The organism is Furfurilactobacillus curtus (assembly GCF_045862785.1).
Taxonomy (GTDB): domain Bacteria; phylum Bacillota; class Bacilli; order Lactobacillales; family Lactobacillaceae; genus Furfurilactobacillus; species Furfurilactobacillus curtus.
The window spans coordinates 67737-82638 of record NZ_BQXO01000003.1 but is presented as its reverse complement, the minus strand read 5'-3'; the positions used below and the strand labels follow the sequence as shown (position 1 = coordinate 82638).

The 14902-nt window shown below is 44.7% G+C and carries 12 protein-coding genes; all 12 read left to right on the top strand.

Annotated features, from left to right (window positions below; genetic code table 11):
- Positions 1 to 73: 73 nt before the first annotated feature.
- Positions 74 to 832, top strand: a complete 759-nt coding sequence (locus tag ACKTR2_RS06200; protein WP_407883613.1) for an ABC transporter ATP-binding protein — start codon at positions 74 to 76, stop codon at positions 830 to 832.
- Positions 833 to 844: 12 nt separating this feature from the next.
- Positions 845 to 2653: an FtsX-like permease family protein gene (locus tag ACKTR2_RS06195; RefSeq protein WP_407883611.1), complete on the top strand. Its 1809-nt coding sequence runs from the start codon at positions 845 to 847 to the stop codon at positions 2651 to 2653.
- Between the two features lie 146 nt (positions 2654 to 2799).
- A complete protein-coding gene (locus ACKTR2_RS06190; RefSeq protein ID WP_407883609.1) occupies positions 2800 to 3171 on the top strand; it encodes a GntR family transcriptional regulator in 372 nt (123 codons plus the stop codon).
- Positions 3168 to 4025, top strand: coding sequence for an ATP-binding cassette domain-containing protein (locus tag ACKTR2_RS06185; protein WP_407883607.1), 858 nt, complete (start codon positions 3168 to 3170; stop codon positions 4023 to 4025). The genes ACKTR2_RS06190 and ACKTR2_RS06185 overlap by 4 nt, the downstream gene beginning before the upstream one ends.
- Complete coding sequence (locus tag ACKTR2_RS06180; protein WP_407883605.1) at positions 4015 to 4797, top strand: hypothetical protein; 783 nt, start codon at positions 4015 to 4017, stop codon at positions 4795 to 4797. The genes ACKTR2_RS06185 and ACKTR2_RS06180 overlap by 11 nt, the downstream gene beginning before the upstream one ends.
- 168 nt (positions 4798 to 4965) lie before the next feature.
- Positions 4966 to 6525 (top strand): ribonuclease Y, encoded by a 1560-nt coding sequence (gene rny, locus ACKTR2_RS06175; RefSeq protein ID WP_407883603.1) that lies wholly within the window; start codon positions 4966 to 4968, stop codon positions 6523 to 6525.
- Positions 6526 to 6744: 219 nt separating this feature from the next.
- The gene (gene mutS / locus ACKTR2_RS06170) at positions 6745 to 9366 is read left to right on the top strand and encodes a DNA mismatch repair protein MutS (RefSeq protein ID WP_407883601.1); all 2622 of its coding nucleotides are present in this window, start codon (positions 6745 to 6747) and stop codon (positions 9364 to 9366) included.
- A gap of 17 nt (positions 9367 to 9383) precedes the next feature.
- Entirely contained in the window at positions 9384 to 11384 is a 2001-nt protein-coding gene (gene mutL / locus ACKTR2_RS06165) for a DNA mismatch repair endonuclease MutL (RefSeq protein WP_407883599.1), read from the top strand.
- A 23-nt stretch (positions 11385 to 11407) separates the two neighbouring features.
- The gene (gene ruvA, locus ACKTR2_RS06160; RefSeq protein WP_407883597.1) at positions 11408 to 12004 is read left to right on the top strand and encodes a Holliday junction branch migration protein RuvA; all 597 of its coding nucleotides are present in this window, start codon (positions 11408 to 11410) and stop codon (positions 12002 to 12004) included.
- A gap of 31 nt (positions 12005 to 12035) precedes the next feature.
- Complete coding sequence (gene ruvB / locus ACKTR2_RS06155) at positions 12036 to 13043, top strand: Holliday junction branch migration DNA helicase RuvB (protein ID WP_407884021.1); 1008 nt, start codon at positions 12036 to 12038, stop codon at positions 13041 to 13043.
- 76 nt (positions 13044 to 13119) lie between these two features.
- Complete coding sequence (gene yajC / locus ACKTR2_RS06150) at positions 13120 to 13602, top strand: preprotein translocase subunit YajC (RefSeq protein ID WP_407883596.1); 483 nt, start codon at positions 13120 to 13122, stop codon at positions 13600 to 13602.
- 144 nt (positions 13603 to 13746) lie between these two features.
- Positions 13747 to 14883, top strand: coding sequence for a DNA polymerase IV (dinB, locus tag ACKTR2_RS06145; protein WP_407883594.1), 1137 nt, complete (start codon positions 13747 to 13749; stop codon positions 14881 to 14883).
- Positions 14884 to 14902: the final 19 nt, after the last annotated feature.

Genomic DNA, 14902 nt, shown 5'->3' with positions numbered 1-14902 from the left:
TTTTTGGTGGGTTACCTATATGGTTAGTTACACAAGTAATTAACCATATAGGTAACCGAGGGAGGAATCATTTATGCAAATGACACCAGTTGTTAAAGTTGCTGATCTACACAAGACATATGGACGCAAAAATGAAACGCAATATGAGGCTTTAAAAGGAATCGATCTGACGGTTGCTGAGGGAGAGTTTGTCGGCATCATGGGCGCTTCAGGTTCTGGTAAGACGACATTGCTAAATTTGTTGTCAACATTAGATACACCCACTAGTGGCAGCGTTGAGGTCAATGGCAAGGAAATCACTCAGTATCGGGGCAAGTCATTATCAGATTTTCGTTCCGAAGAAATCGGGTTTATCTTTCAAGATTTCAATTTACTGGAGAGTTTAACGGCCCGCGAAAACATTGGGTTACCGTTATCATTACAGGGACGAGCAAAACAAGAAATCCGCAAGGCGGTTGAAGAAGTTGCATATAGCCTATCAATTGCCAACCTGTTAGATAAATATCCAGCTGAATTGTCTGGTGGACAGAAACAACGTGTGGCCGCTGCCCGTGCGATTGTGCATCATCCGGCTATTGTAATGGGTGACGAACCAACTGGAGCCCTTGATTCAAAATCGGCGCGCGATTTATTGGATTTGTTGACAGATATCAACAAGAAGCAGCATGTATCTGTCTTACTTGTCACCCACGATCCTTTTTCGGCCAGTTTCTGTGATCGGATTATGTTCATTGCAGACGGACAGATTAATGACCAGCTCGTTCGCGGTGATGCGACGCGGAAAATATTTTATCAACAAATTCTTGATCAGCTTGGCACATTTGACAAATAGGAGGGCGCAAATATGTTAACAAAACTCGCGCTCGCGGGCATTAAGCATCGACTAAAAGATTATCTAGTGCTCTTGACGGGACTAGTGATCTCCTCGGCAATCTTTTATATGTTCGCTAACTTAGCAACAAATCAAGCCTTTATCAATGCCAACACGACCATTAATGTGGCCGGTCAAGTATTTAAATTTGGTATGGTCTTATTGATGATCATTACCGTTGTTTATTTGGGATATGCAAATTCCTTCCTACTTAGTATGCGTCAACATGATTATGGCCTGTTCATGATGCTGGGTGCTAAGAAAAATCGGATTGGCCAGCTTGTCGTGCTTGAAACACTTCTGCTAGGAATTGTGGCCACGATTATTGGAATTGTCGTAGGTATTGGCTTAAGTGCCGGCTTGTCAGGATTACTGTTTAGGCAGCTGGATTTGACGGTCAAACACTTTAGTGTGATCTATGGACCAGCCATCGTTACGACACTTTGCTTATTTGTTGGCTTGTTTTTAATCGCTGCGCTGTTCAACTTGGCTAAGCTGGTCAAAACGCCTGTTTTAACGTTGTTGCATAGTGATGATCAAGCATTTGTACCACGCAATCAGCCGATGGTTCAGGCTTTAGAGATTATCGGTGGCGTCCTGTTACTTGGTAGTGGTTATTTAGCGATGGCGAAAATTAATGTACTGCAACTTTCGGCCATTCCAATTGCTTTGGTGACAATTACAACAGGTACTTACTTTCTGTTTAATGGTTTAGTCATTGGTATAATTCAACTATTAAAGCGGTCTAACTTTGCTAACCATGCCTTACACAATTTCACTTTGGGGCAAATTATGTTCCGAATTCAAAGCTATACTCGTATTTTAACCATCGTCTCTTTACTATTTGCATTGGCGTTAGGGGCGATCAGTGTTGGAACTCAACTGCATCGACAGGTTCCCCAAATGGCTAGATCAGTGGGCGCTTATGCGGTCGCTATTAATGATGCTAGTCCTAAACAACAGCGACAAATGAATCAATTGGATGATGCTAAGCAGGTAACCTATACGCAAAAGATTGTTGGTCAAAAAGTTTATTACTCCGAACAAGAATTTTTAAAACAGCCATTTAAGATCGCTAAAACAACAGGCGAGACGAACGGTCAGCGACAACTTGAGACACTTTCGATTGCTCAATTGAAAGCGGATGGCGTGAATCAACCAGAATTCGCTAGCTTAGTTCCGAAAAAAGGGCAACAGATCAGTGAAGTCGTGAGTCAATCAGCATTTAATCGATTAGAAGCACCAACGCACCATGTTACGTTGGTCAAAGTTGATGATTTAACGAGTCAACGCAATCAACCATTGTTAACGCAGCTCGTTAAGACTCAGCAACAACGTTTTGCTCAGGATGCCAGTCAAATGGTAGGTACTTTTGAGTGGTATCAATTCTTTAATTCCATGTTTGGTGGAATGGAATTTATGGGCTTTTTCCTCGGCTTTGCATTCTTAGCAATGATGGCTAGCTGCTTAATGTTTAAGATTTTGTCGGGAGCAACAAAAGATGTTGTACGCTACAAGATGTTAAATAGAATTGGTGCACGCCAGCAGTTAATGCGCTCGGCTGTGCGTGGTGAGGTACTGACCTTGTTTGCAATTCCAGGTGTACTTGGAATTGTTGATGTCTTATTTGGTTTACGGATGTTTAAGGGACTCCTATTGGATCCATATGCGATAATTGGCTGGATTATTTTGGGATTCTGCGCCATGTATGCAATTTACTACTGGATTACCGTTGCGCTATACATTCGCTTAGTTATTCCTAAAGAACGGGTGGAGGCTTAAGCACTAATTTCAGGGCATAAGTCCATTAGCTCGAGTATGGTTTTAGTCCAGGTGTTACCTTGATTTTAGATTGACGTGATCGAAGACGTCGCTTATTCTTTTTGCTAAAGCAGAACTTTTATTGTCTAGTGGTTGGAGATGAAAACATGCACTTTGACTTTGACGGCACCACGCCCCTTTATTTGCAGGTGGCTGAACAAATTGAAGAGGCCATTTTAAGTGGGACTTATGATGCTGGCGAACAAGTGCCATCTACAACTGCCATTTCGCGAGAATTTCACATTAATCCCGCGACGGTTTTGAAGGGGATGAATATTCTCGTTGACCGAAAAGTTTTAGAAAAGCGACGTGGTATGGGAATGTTTGTGCTAGATGGAGCCAGAGAACGGGTGACCTTTAACCGACGAACTGACTTTTTCGAACAACAAGTGTCGCCACTTGTAGAGGCTGCCAAACAGATTGGTTTGACTGAGGCAGAACTCGCCGCGTTGATCGAACGGGGGTACGGCATTAAATGACAATCAATGTTACAAATCTGACTAAAACGGCTGGTCGGCATGACCGATTACATGACTTGAATTTAACAATCCAGCCTGGCATGATCTATGGTTTACTCGGCCGTAATGGTGCTGGAAAAAGTACTTTATTGAATATTATGGCCAATCGTGTCCTCCCTAGCCAAGGTAAGGTGACCATTGATGGGCAGGCATTGGCTCAGTCGGATCGAACCCTACAGCATCTTTATCTGATGAGTGAGGATAATTTATATCCGAGTCGGGAGCGGGTGAGTGATTTATTTAAGCTAACTACCGCGTTGTATGGCTCTTTTGATGACAAGTTGGCGGAACGATTAGCCAAAGCCTTTGATTTAGATGTGAACGCTCGATTTGGTGGTTTATCGACCGGCTATCGCACCATTTTTAAGGACATCGTTGCGTTATGCGTCCCAGCCGACTATATCTTACTGGACGAACCGGTATTAGGACTGGACGCTAGTCATCGGGATTTATTTTATCAATCACTGATTGAGACCTACGCACAGCATCCCCGTACATTTGTCATTGCAACGCATCTTATCGAAGAAATTTCTGGACTGTTAAACCAAGTTATTGTGATGGATCAAGGGCGCATTTTAGTTGCGGAAGCAGCGGAAGATTTATTGGCCCGTTCATATCAGTTAAGTGGTCCTAAAGAAACGATGGCTGCTTTTTTGCCCACTGTAACGACATTACGAACCCATCAATTTGGTAAGCAAACGCAAGCGGTCGTAACCACGGCTGGGACACTGGACTTACCCGCTGGGGTAACAAAAGAAGCACTGGATTTACAACAGCTGTTTGTTGCGTTAACGGAGGATCATCATGAAGTTTAAACCGGTCTATCAGTATCGTTTACGACACGATGCAAGTCTGTTGGGTTACGCTTATTTAGGCATCTTTGCTGGTATCTGGTGGTTGCCGACGTTATTGAGTCTGTTACTGACTGGTCGTCAATCAGCGCTGGCGCCAAGCCAATATCTAGCTAGTTTATTTCCTCAATTTGCCATGCAAATATTGTTTTTCATTGCAAGTGGCATGGTTTATCGTGGCTTCACCGTTTTAATTCAAAATGGCATCACACGAAGAACTTATTGGTGGGCAAAATTAGCCAGTTTATTAACCTATGCGGGTCTGGTTTCGGTCTTAAACGTTCTTTATCGATTAACGATTGCCCAACCGCTCGGACTTAAAACGTATCAAGCCTATGGTCGCCTTGAATTTGGCTCATTTACAGCACATGGCGTCAGTGATATTTGGTGGTTTTGGGGGCGTGATTTAAGTACCCTTGTCCTGCTTATCGCGGCTGGTATGATGGCGGGGGCAATTCTAGCGTTGTTGAACTGGCGATGGAAAGTGGTCACGTTAATTGCAGTTCCTTGTGCGGGTGCCGGTCTAATCGCTATTACATTGGCGTCAGTCGGCAATACGTCAAATGCCTTCTATAACTCTTGGGCCGGAGCATTATTACGTTTGATGTATGGCTTTGATGGTCATTTTCGTTATCACGCGCCGGGAAATTCAATTGTGACAAGCTTGATTTTAACGCTCATTTGCTTACTGATTAGTTACGCCTTTAATCGATTACTGGCGATTCGCCGCAGTTAGGTTGGGCTAAATGAGGGCATAGCGATTCAAACGAAAGCACTGCTTATGTTGACAGTTGCCCTGAAGATCAGTAAACTAGCAATGTGTAATGAACCAATACAAACATCTGTAATTAGTTTGCGGCTGGCTTAACGGTCAGCCATTTTTTGATGAAGGGCGGGAATTTTAATGGTCATAGTAACCATCATCCTCGTGCTCATCGCAGTTATTGCTGGTTTATACGCTGGCTTAACGATTGCTAAACAACGTCAAGCTCGTGACATTGAAGATGCAACAAAGTCAGCGGGGGCAATTCTCGAAAAAGCCAATCAGGACGCAAAGACAGCCAAGAAAGAAGCTTTGCTTGAGGCTCGTGAAGAGAGTCATAAGTATCGAACCGACGTCGAGACCGAATTGAAAGAACGACGCGCAGAGGTTCAAAAGCAAGAAGACCGGTTATTGCAACGTGAAGAGGCTCTAGATCGAAAAGATAATACGTTTGAAAAACGTGAGACTCAGCTAACCGCCAAAGAGGAACAGTTGAGTCGCGATCGCGAGGTTGTCCAACAGCAACAACAAGCAGCAACAGATCTCATCGATAAGCGACAACAAGAAGTGCAGCGCGTGGCTGATCTCTCACAAGATGAAGCTCGTGATTTGATTATTGAGGAAACCAAGAGTGAGTTAGCTCATGAGCGGGCTGTTCTCATTAAGGAAAGTGAAGAGGAAGCTAAGGCCAGTGCTGACAAAGAAGCCAAGAATTTGATTGTGGCGGCTATTCAGCGCAGTGTCGCGGACACGGTCTCAGACAACACGGTTACGGTCGTCACTTTGCCAAATGATGATATGAAGGGTCGAATTATCGGTCGTGAAGGTCGAAATATTCGAACGCTTGAAACGTTGACCGGAATCGATTTGATTATCGATGACACTCCAGAAGCAGTCGTGTTGAGTGGATTTGATCCAGTTCGGCGCGAAATTGCTAAATTGGCGTTAGAGAAGCTAATTGCCGATGGTCGGATTCATCCAGCTAGGATCGAAGAAATGGTGGAGAAAGCCCGCCGTGAAATGGATGAGAAGATCCGTGAAATTGGTGAACAGACCGTCTTTGACTTGGGGATTCGGGCGATGAACCCTGATTTAATTAAGATCATCGGTCGGATGAACTATCGGACTAGCTATGGTCAGAATGTTTTAAATCACTCAATTGAAGTTGCAAAATTGACGGCTGTAATGGCCGCCGAGCTTGGTGAGGATGTTGCGCTGGCGAAGCGCGCAGGATTATTACACGATATTGGTAAGGCAGTGGATCATGAGGTCGAAGGTTCCCATGTGGAGCTGGGAGTTGAATTGGCCACGAAGTATCACGAAAACCCAGTTGTGATTAATACAATCGCTTCACATCATGGTGATGTAGAACCAACTTCGATTATTGCCGTGTTAGTGGGGGCCGCTGATGCAATTTCATCAGCGCGACCGGGGGCTCGTTCAGAATCACTAGAAAATTATATCCAACGATTGAAACAATTAGAGGAAATTGCAAACAGCCACGAAGGTGTGGCTCAAAGCTATGCGATTCAGGCTGGTAGAGAAGTTCGCGTCATTGTAAAGCCACAAAATGTTGATGATTTGCAGGCAGCTGTGATTGCCAGAGATGTTAAGAATGAGATTGAAAGTGATCTTGACTATCCCGGCCACATTAAGGTGACGGTCATCCGTGAAACGCGTGCCGTTGAATACGCGAAATAAAATTTCTAAATATTGTTTTAGTTCAATAAAGTAGCCGACATTCTCATTTTAGGAGTGTCGGCTACTTTATTGTTGATTTACACTCAGACGGACTGAGACCTATGAGGTCAACTCAGACAGTTGAGCAAAAAAATGTTAAAATTATCTCATTGTTTCAGTGCGAAATTCGATAACAACCTCTCCATAAGTAGTTATTATCGATCAAAAGGAGTTTATTGAATGGCCAAAAAATCGGCGCAAGAGAGTATGGAAACCCCGATGATGAAGCAGTATCAGGAGATTAAGGATCAATATCCGGATGCTTTTTTGTTTTATCGGATCGGTGATTTTTATGAATTGTTTAACGACGATGCAGTGAAAGGATCACAGCTGCTAGAATTAACCCTAACGGCACGTAACCATAATGCAGCGGACCCAATTCCGATGTGTGGAGTTCCACATCATGCAGTTCAAAATTATATTGATATCTTAGTTGATCATGGTTATAAGGTGGCCATTTGTGAACAAATGGAAGATCCCACCCTAGCTAAGGGGATGGTTAAACGAGAAGTTATCCAACTTGTTACCCCAGGGACTCGGATGCAGACGGGGATCAGTGGTGCGAAGGACAATAACTATCTTGCTGGGATGGTTCAACACGAGCATCAGTTTGGGTTTGCTTATACGGATGTATCGACTGGTGAATTGAAGACGGCTAATTTAACCACCATTGAAGCAGTCATGAATGAGATCATGGCGGTTGAAGCAAAAGAAGTGGTTGTTAATGACACGATTGATGAGTCGATTCGCGCGCGGTTTAAACCATTAGGAATCTTAGTTTCACAACAAGATACGGCTGTAGCAGCGAATGCAGAATTAAGTTTTCTAACGCAAGATTTAGACGATCAAGCAGAAAATAATGCTGTTTCTCTATTATTGACTTACATGGAGTCGACCCAAAAGCGCAGTCTAGCTCACTTGCAGCGAGCAATTGCCTATGAACCGTCCTATTATTTGAAGATGGATCATTATGCAAAACGCAACCTAGAGCTTTCAGTGAATATTCGAACTGGCAAACGTTCGGGCACACTGTTGTGGTTAATGGACGAGACGAAAACCGCGATGGGTGGACGTTTATTGAAGCAATGGTTAGACCGGCCACTGTTGTCACAAAGTGAAATCATCGCCCGTCAAGATAAAGTACAGTCATTATTAGATCATTATTTTGAACGCTCGAACTTACAAGATGAATTAACTAAAGTATATGATCTGGAACGATTGGCCGGTCGGGTCGCTTTCGGCAGTGTGAATGGGCGTGACTTGATCCAGTTGAAGACCTCACTTCAACAGGTCCCGAAAATTAAGTACGTTTTGCAAGAACTGGACGATCAGGTCTTTGGCGAGATGTTGGCCCATTTAGATCCGGTGGATGATGTGGCTGAATTGATTGAACGGGCCATTGATGATGAACCACCGATTTCTGTGACGGATGGTGATGTGATCAAAGACGGTTACGACAAACAATTGGACGCTTATCGAGATGCAATGGCCAATGGAAAACAATGGATTGCCGAACTGGAAGCTAAGGAACGAGCAGCGACTGGAATTAGCACGTTAAAGATTGGCTACAATCGGGTGTTTGGCTATTACATCGAAGTCACCAAAGCCAATTTGAGTAAATTGCCCGAGGATCGCTATGAACGCAAACAAACATTGACGAATGCTGAGCGTTTTGCGACTCCAGAATTAAAAGAAAAAGAGCAACTCATTTTGGAAGCCCAAACGAAGTCGACTGCTCTAGAATATCAGCTGTTCACTAAAATTCGCGAGGTGGTGAAAGCTGCCATTGCTCGCTTGCAGCGTCTGGCAAAAACATTGGCCAGCTTAGACGTACTGCAGAGTTTTGCCGTGGTCGCCGAAAATTATCGGTTCAGCCGGCCAACTTTAACGGATGGACATGATTTAGAAATCGAATCGGGCCGGCACCCTGTAGTGGAAAAAGCATTGGGCAAACAAGCCTACGTCCCCAATGACGTACGGATGGATGAACAGACAGCTATTCTACTGATTACTGGTCCCAACATGTCAGGAAAGAGTACCTATATGCGCCAATTGGCACTTACCGTCGTTTTAGCTCAGATGGGAAGTTTTGTGCCAGCAAAATCGGCAATGATACCAATTTTTGATCAAATTTTCACCCGCATCGGGGCCGCTGATGACCTAATCTCCGGAAATTCCACGTTTATGGTTGAAATGCAGGAAGCTAATGATGCTTTGGCACATGCCACCGCAAATAGTTTGCTGTTGTTTGATGAAATTGGTCGGGGTACTGCAACTTATGATGGGATGGCCTTAGCCCAAGCGATCATTGAATATGTGCACGATCATGTCCATGCGAAAACGTTATTTTCAACGCATTATCATGAATTGACAGGGTTATCGAATGAATTGACGGGGTTGAAAAATATTCATGTCGGAGCGGTCGAGGAAAATGGTGAACTAGTATTCTTACATCAGATCCAACCAGGCCCGGCTGATAAGTCGTATGGGATTCACGTGGCTAAACTAGCGGGGATGCCAGAAAAATTGTTGGCGCGGGCCAGCACAATATTGCAACAGCTCGAAGCAAACGCCGGAGAAAACCCGATGCCAGTAGATGTTGATCAACCATTGACTGAGCCAGCTACTGATGTACTGCCGTTAGATGAAACGCAGTCGACGCAATTAGCCTTATTTGACACACCAAGTCAGGACCCAACGACAGCAAAGATTTTGGCTGACTTAAAGTCGATGAATTTGATGGCGATGACACCGATGGATGTGATGAATAAGTTTTATGAAATTCAGCAACAATTGAAATAGAGGTAAGAGGTCAAGCAATGAGCAAAATTCAAGCTTTAGCAAGCGTTTTGGCTGATCAAATTGCGGCCGGTGAAGTCGTTGAACGCCCTGCGTCAGTAGTGAAAGAACTCGTGGAAAATTCGATTGATGCGCATGCGACCACTGTGGATGTGTTGATCGAAGCATCCGGTTTAAAAACGATTCAAGTGATTGATGATGGTAGTGGTATCGATGATGAAGAAGTTGAGCTAGCCTTTGCCCGACATGCGACCAGCAAAATTAGTTCACGGGCAGATTTGTTTCGCGTACACTCGTTAGGTTTTAGAGGCGAGGCGTTACCAAGTATTGCCTCGGTCGCGGATGTATGGTTAAAGACGGCTACTGGCGTCGGTGCAGGTAGCCAAGTACATTTCAAGGGTGGACAATTAGTTAGTCACACGGCAGCACAGGCTCGACCTGGCACTGAGGTAACGGTCAGCGACTTATTCTTTAATACACCGGCGCGGTTGAAATATTTAAAATCCGCACAAACTGAATTAGCTAACATCGTGGATGTTGTTAATCGAATCGCCTTAGGCCATCCAGAAGTCGCGATTAGTTTACAACACAACGGTCATGAATTACTTAGAACGGCGGGCCGCGGTGATTTGCAACAGGTGATTGCGGGAATTTACGGCGTTCAAACCGCGCGTAAAATGGTCGAAATTAAGGGGGAAGACGCCGACTTTACCTTGGCTGGCTTTGTTTCCCGCCCCGAATTAACACGTGCTTCGAGAAATTATTTGACGGTATTGATTAACGGACGGGCGATTCGCAATAGCCAGATAACTAAAGCACTCATTAAAGGATATGGTTCTAAGCTGATGGTTGGTCGGTATCCACTAGCGGTAATCAACTTACAGATGGATCCTTTTTTAGTTGATGTGAATGTGCATCCGACTAAACAAGAGGTTCGTTTGAGTAAAGAACCTCAACTGGTCAAGTTGATTGACCAGGTTGTATATCAACGATTGGCACAGGAAAACCTAATTCCTGATGCCTATCAAAATCTGACGGGAACGGTGCAATTTGACGCCGATCAAGTTGCCAGCCGACTGACCGAAGCGTCAACGCTTCATGACGAAAGCGTAGCAGTCCGACCAGTGTCACCAGTTTCAAGTGGTGCAACTTTTGCTCAATCCGAGGCGGCTGCCTCCACACCGCCACTACCTGACGCGTTGCCAAAGCAAGTATTAACGCCAATTGTGGTACACCATCGTGAGGAGATAGCCAGCCAACCAGTGGTGGATTTTGAGGCACGCTATCAAGCTGAACCAGTGGAACCGTTTGATGATGAGCCAATGAGTGATTCTTTGAAACCGAGTCAACCTAAAACGATGGAAATGTTACCTGAGGATCAAGAGCAGACTGGGCAACGGTTCCCAACCCTTTCTTATATCGGTCAAATGCACGGTACATTTTTATTCGCCCAAGCAGCCGATGGTTTGTACCTAATTGATCAGCATGCAGCCCAAGAGCGGATTAAATATGAGTTCTATCGTGTTAAAATCGGTGAAGTTGCTCGCAATCTTCAAGATTTATTGGTCCCCATTGTGTTAGATTATCCGACCAGCGATGTGTTGAAGATCACGGCAGCAAAACCACAATTAGAGCAATTGGGTTTGTTTTTGTCGCCATTTGGACATAATTCTTTTATTGTCCGGCAGCATCCAACGTGGTTTATTGAAGGGCAAGAAGCGTCTACGATTCGTGAAATGGTTGACTGGGTGCTCAGTGATCGACAGCTAACCGTTGCTAAATTTCGCGAAAAAACGGCCATTATGATGAGCTGTAAACGATCAATCAAGGCCAATCATCACTTAGATGAGCGCCAGGCCAAAGCTTTATTACATGACTTGAGTCAAACGGAGAACCCATTTAATTGTCCCCATGGGCGACCAGTTTTGGTTCATTTTACTAATGCCGACATGGAAAAAATGTTTAAGCGGATTCAAGATTCTCATGAGTCTTGGGCTGAATTTGATGAACATGAATTTTAATTAGCTCATGAAAGGGTCACAGTATGTATGAATATCTAGTTGGTCAAATTACGGAAGTTACACCCACCCATGTCGTTTTGGAAGTTAATGGGACGGGATATTTGATTCAAACCGCCAATCCTTACCGCTTCCAAGTCGATATGGAGACGTCAATCCGAATTTACGTTCATCAGGCGATTCGGGAAACCGAAGTGAGTTTATTTGGGTTTGTTGATCAAGCAGAAAAACGTCTTTTCTTAAAACTGTTGAACGTTTCTGGAATCGGACCTAAGAGTGCGCTAGCCATCTTAGCTAATGAGGACCATGATGGCCTCGTGAACGCGATTGAAACGAATGATGTTACTTTTTTGACCAAATTTCCCGGAATAGGCAAAAAAACGGCGCAACAAATCGTCTTAGACTTAGCCGGTAAGTTGGCTGATCTAGGAATAACACCAGTAGCTGCGTCATCAGTTAACGTTTCAGATAACGACGCTTTAGACGACGCACTGGCCGCCTTGACAGCTTTAGGGTACAGTAGTCGTGAGGTTAAGCGCGTCTCGAACAAGTTGGCGAACTTAGATCAGTTAACGACTGATCAGTATCTGAGTGCTGCCTTGCGAGAGTTGACCCATGCGTAGCTGAGGATATCATGAGTAAGAGAGGAGCTGGATCGTGGACGATGAATTAATGTCAACGCAACCCATGGATGACCAAGAGGCCTCATTGGAACGGTCCTTGCGTCCGACGACGCTGGCTCAATACATTGGGCAAGATGCGGTTAAACAACAGTTAAACGTGTATATTAGCGCAGCGACCAGTCGGGAAGAATCTTTGGACCATGTCTTGTTATATGGACCGCCTGGTTTAGGTAAAACCACCTTAGCGATGGTCATTGCTAATGAGATGCATGTTCAAATCAAGACGACTAGCGGGCCGGCGATTGAACGGCCTGGAGATGTCATTGCCCTACTAAATGAACTACAACCTGGGGATATTTTATTCATTGATGAAATTCATCGCTTACCTAAAATTGTCGAAGAAATGTTGTATTCGGCGATGGAAGACTTTTTTATTGATATTGTCGTGGGGCAGGGGCCAACCGCTCACCCCGTTCATTTCCCACTGCCGCCATTTACCTTGATTGGGGCCACAACTAGAGCAGGATTATTATCGGCGCCACTTCGGGACCGTTTCGGGATTGTGGAACACATGGATTATTACACGACGGCTGATTTAGAAGAGATTACGCTACGTTCTGCGGATATTTTAGCTACCCAGATCGTGAAGGCGGGGGCTCATGAAATTGCACGTCGCTCACGAGGCACACCGCGAATTGCTAACCGCTTATTAAAACGGGTCCGCGACTTTGCTGAAGTCGCCGGCCAGTCGGCAATTGATGCACCGATGGTCGATCATGCCTTAACTGTGTTGGGCGTAGATGACTGGGGACTAGATGAAGTGGACCTAAAGCTATTGGCAACCATGATTAAGTATTACAATGGTGGACCAGTAGGGTTAACGACTTTGGCAGCCAATATTGGTGAAGAGGCAGATACAATTGCAGAAGTGTATGAACCATATTTATTACAGGTGGGGCTGATTAAACGGACGCCTCGGGGTCGAATGGTGACTACGGCGGCTTATGAGCACTTAGGCCTATCAAAACCAGAGGCTTAATCAACGGAATCCATTTGGCAAGGGTTCGTAAGTTTGGTACAGTACTCTACAGAGTAAATTAAATGAGGTGGATGAATTGACAAGTTTAGTGAATTTCGATTTGATGGGTGCAAGTGGCGCCGCTGGTGGTAGTCTTTGGAGCACCGTTTTGATGGTTGTTTTGTTTGTTGGGGTCTTTTATTTTTTCATCTTGCGGCCTAACCGCAAGCAACAAGAACAACGTAAAGAAATGATGAATGGCATGCACATTGGCGATCATGTGGTCACCATTGGTGGCCTACATGGAATTATCGATTCAATGGATGCTGCTAAAAAAATTGTGACAATTGACGTAGATGGTATTTACTTACCATTTGATCAACAAGCGATTCACCACGTTGAAACGCCAGCGACAGCAGTTGCACCAGCGACAACTACTACGGCTAGCGCTGCTTCAGCAACTCCAGCCAGCGAAGCCACAAGCGCCGTAGATAGCGTTGTTGATTCTGCTGCAGACTCGACGACGGTGACCAGTGCTAGTGACACAGCAAGTGAAGCTAGTGACAGTCAGGCTAACTAGCTGTTAGGTAAGTTTAATTATGTGAATTATCTGCGATCATCGTATTCTGCGATGATCTTTTTTTGATTTAACTAGGGATCGCTGGTGAAGAGAACATATGTTTGCTAAAATAGGCTTATCAAGCTAGCGCGAGGAGAGTTGACAATGGCGGCCTTCATTCAAATTCCGGTGCGGGTCGATGCCAGCCGGAAAATCATTCATGTGGATATGGATGCTTTCTACGCTTCTATTGAAGAGCGTGATGAGCCACAATTAAAAACGCAACCATTGATTATTGCCCGTGATCCGCGGCAAACGGGTGGACATGGGGTGGTGACGACGGCTAACTATCGGGCCCGAGCGTTAGGTGTTCATTCAGCTATGGCGGCTAATGAAGCGCAAAAATTAGCGCCCCAAGCGGTATTTAAACGACCAGATTTTCCAAAATATCGGGCAATTTCTGCTCAGATTCACGAAATTTTTCATGAGTACACCGATCATATTGAGCCGATTGCCTTTGATGAAGCCTATCTAGATGTCACTCGGAATAAGCAGAACTTTAAATCGGCCGTTGCATTGGCGCATAAATTACAAACAGAGATTTGGGATAAGGTTCATTTAACCTGCTCCACTGGCGTTTCTTATAACAAATTTCTAGCTAAACTTGCTTCTGACTATGCGAAGCCCGTGGGGGTCACCGTCGTTTTGCCTGGAGATGCGGAGCGGTTTTTGGCACCATTACCGATTGAAAAATTTCGCGGCGTAGGCAAAAAAACAGTTCCGAAGATGCATGATTTAGATATTTTAACGGGCGCAGATTTGTTGACCTGGTCTGAGACTGATTTGATTCAGCATTTCGGTAAACTAGGTTATGGATTATATCGGCACGTTCGTGGTAGTGATGATCGTCCAGTTGAATGGCAACGCACGCGTAAATCGATTGGCCGTGAAGAGACATTCGATCAACCCTTGACCAATGAAACGGATGTCAGCGATCAATTGCAACATTTAGCGAACGACTTGACGGCGCATCTAAATGCACAGCAGCGTCATGGTAAAACGATTGTTCTCAAAGTTAGAGATGCCGACTTCAATACGGTGACGAAACGACAAACGCAGGCCGAGTACTACGAAAATATGGCGACTCAATTGTATGAGGTTGCTAAAGATTTGTTTGACGCCACGGCTGATTTAACTAAGGGGGTCCGTTTGTTGGGAATTACGATGACCAATCTTGATCCTTTAACATTTGAAAATTTAAGTTTGCCGTTGTTCTCGCCGGCCTCGTCCAAGGCTTTTTGAGGTCCATGGCACCGGATGC

What these genes read in the sequence shown, in the direction of transcription:
- ACKTR2_RS06200 (WP_407883613.1), top strand. Translation starts at nt 74, where the DNA reads ATGCAAATGACACCAGTTGTTAAAGTTGCTGATCTACACAAGACATAT.
- ACKTR2_RS06195 (WP_407883611.1), top strand. Translation starts at nt 845, where the DNA reads ATGTTAACAAAACTCGCGCTCGCGGGCATTAAGCATCGACTAAAAGAT.
- ACKTR2_RS06190 (WP_407883609.1), top strand. Translation starts at nt 2,800, where the DNA reads ATGCACTTTGACTTTGACGGCACCACGCCCCTTTATTTGCAGGTGGCT.
- ACKTR2_RS06185 (WP_407883607.1), top strand. Translation starts at nt 3,168, where the DNA reads ATGACAATCAATGTTACAAATCTGACTAAAACGGCTGGTCGGCATGAC.
- ACKTR2_RS06180 (WP_407883605.1), top strand. Translation starts at nt 4,015, where the DNA reads ATGAAGTTTAAACCGGTCTATCAGTATCGTTTACGACACGATGCAAGT.
- rny (WP_407883603.1), top strand. Translation starts at nt 4,966, where the DNA reads ATGGTCATAGTAACCATCATCCTCGTGCTCATCGCAGTTATTGCTGGT.
- mutS (WP_407883601.1), top strand. Translation starts at nt 6,745, where the DNA reads ATGGCCAAAAAATCGGCGCAAGAGAGTATGGAAACCCCGATGATGAAG.
- mutL (WP_407883599.1), top strand. Translation starts at nt 9,384, where the DNA reads ATGAGCAAAATTCAAGCTTTAGCAAGCGTTTTGGCTGATCAAATTGCG.
- ruvA (WP_407883597.1), top strand. Translation starts at nt 11,408, where the DNA reads ATGTATGAATATCTAGTTGGTCAAATTACGGAAGTTACACCCACCCAT.
- dinB (WP_407883594.1), top strand. Translation starts at nt 13,747, where the DNA reads ATGGCGGCCTTCATTCAAATTCCGGTGCGGGTCGATGCCAGCCGGAAA.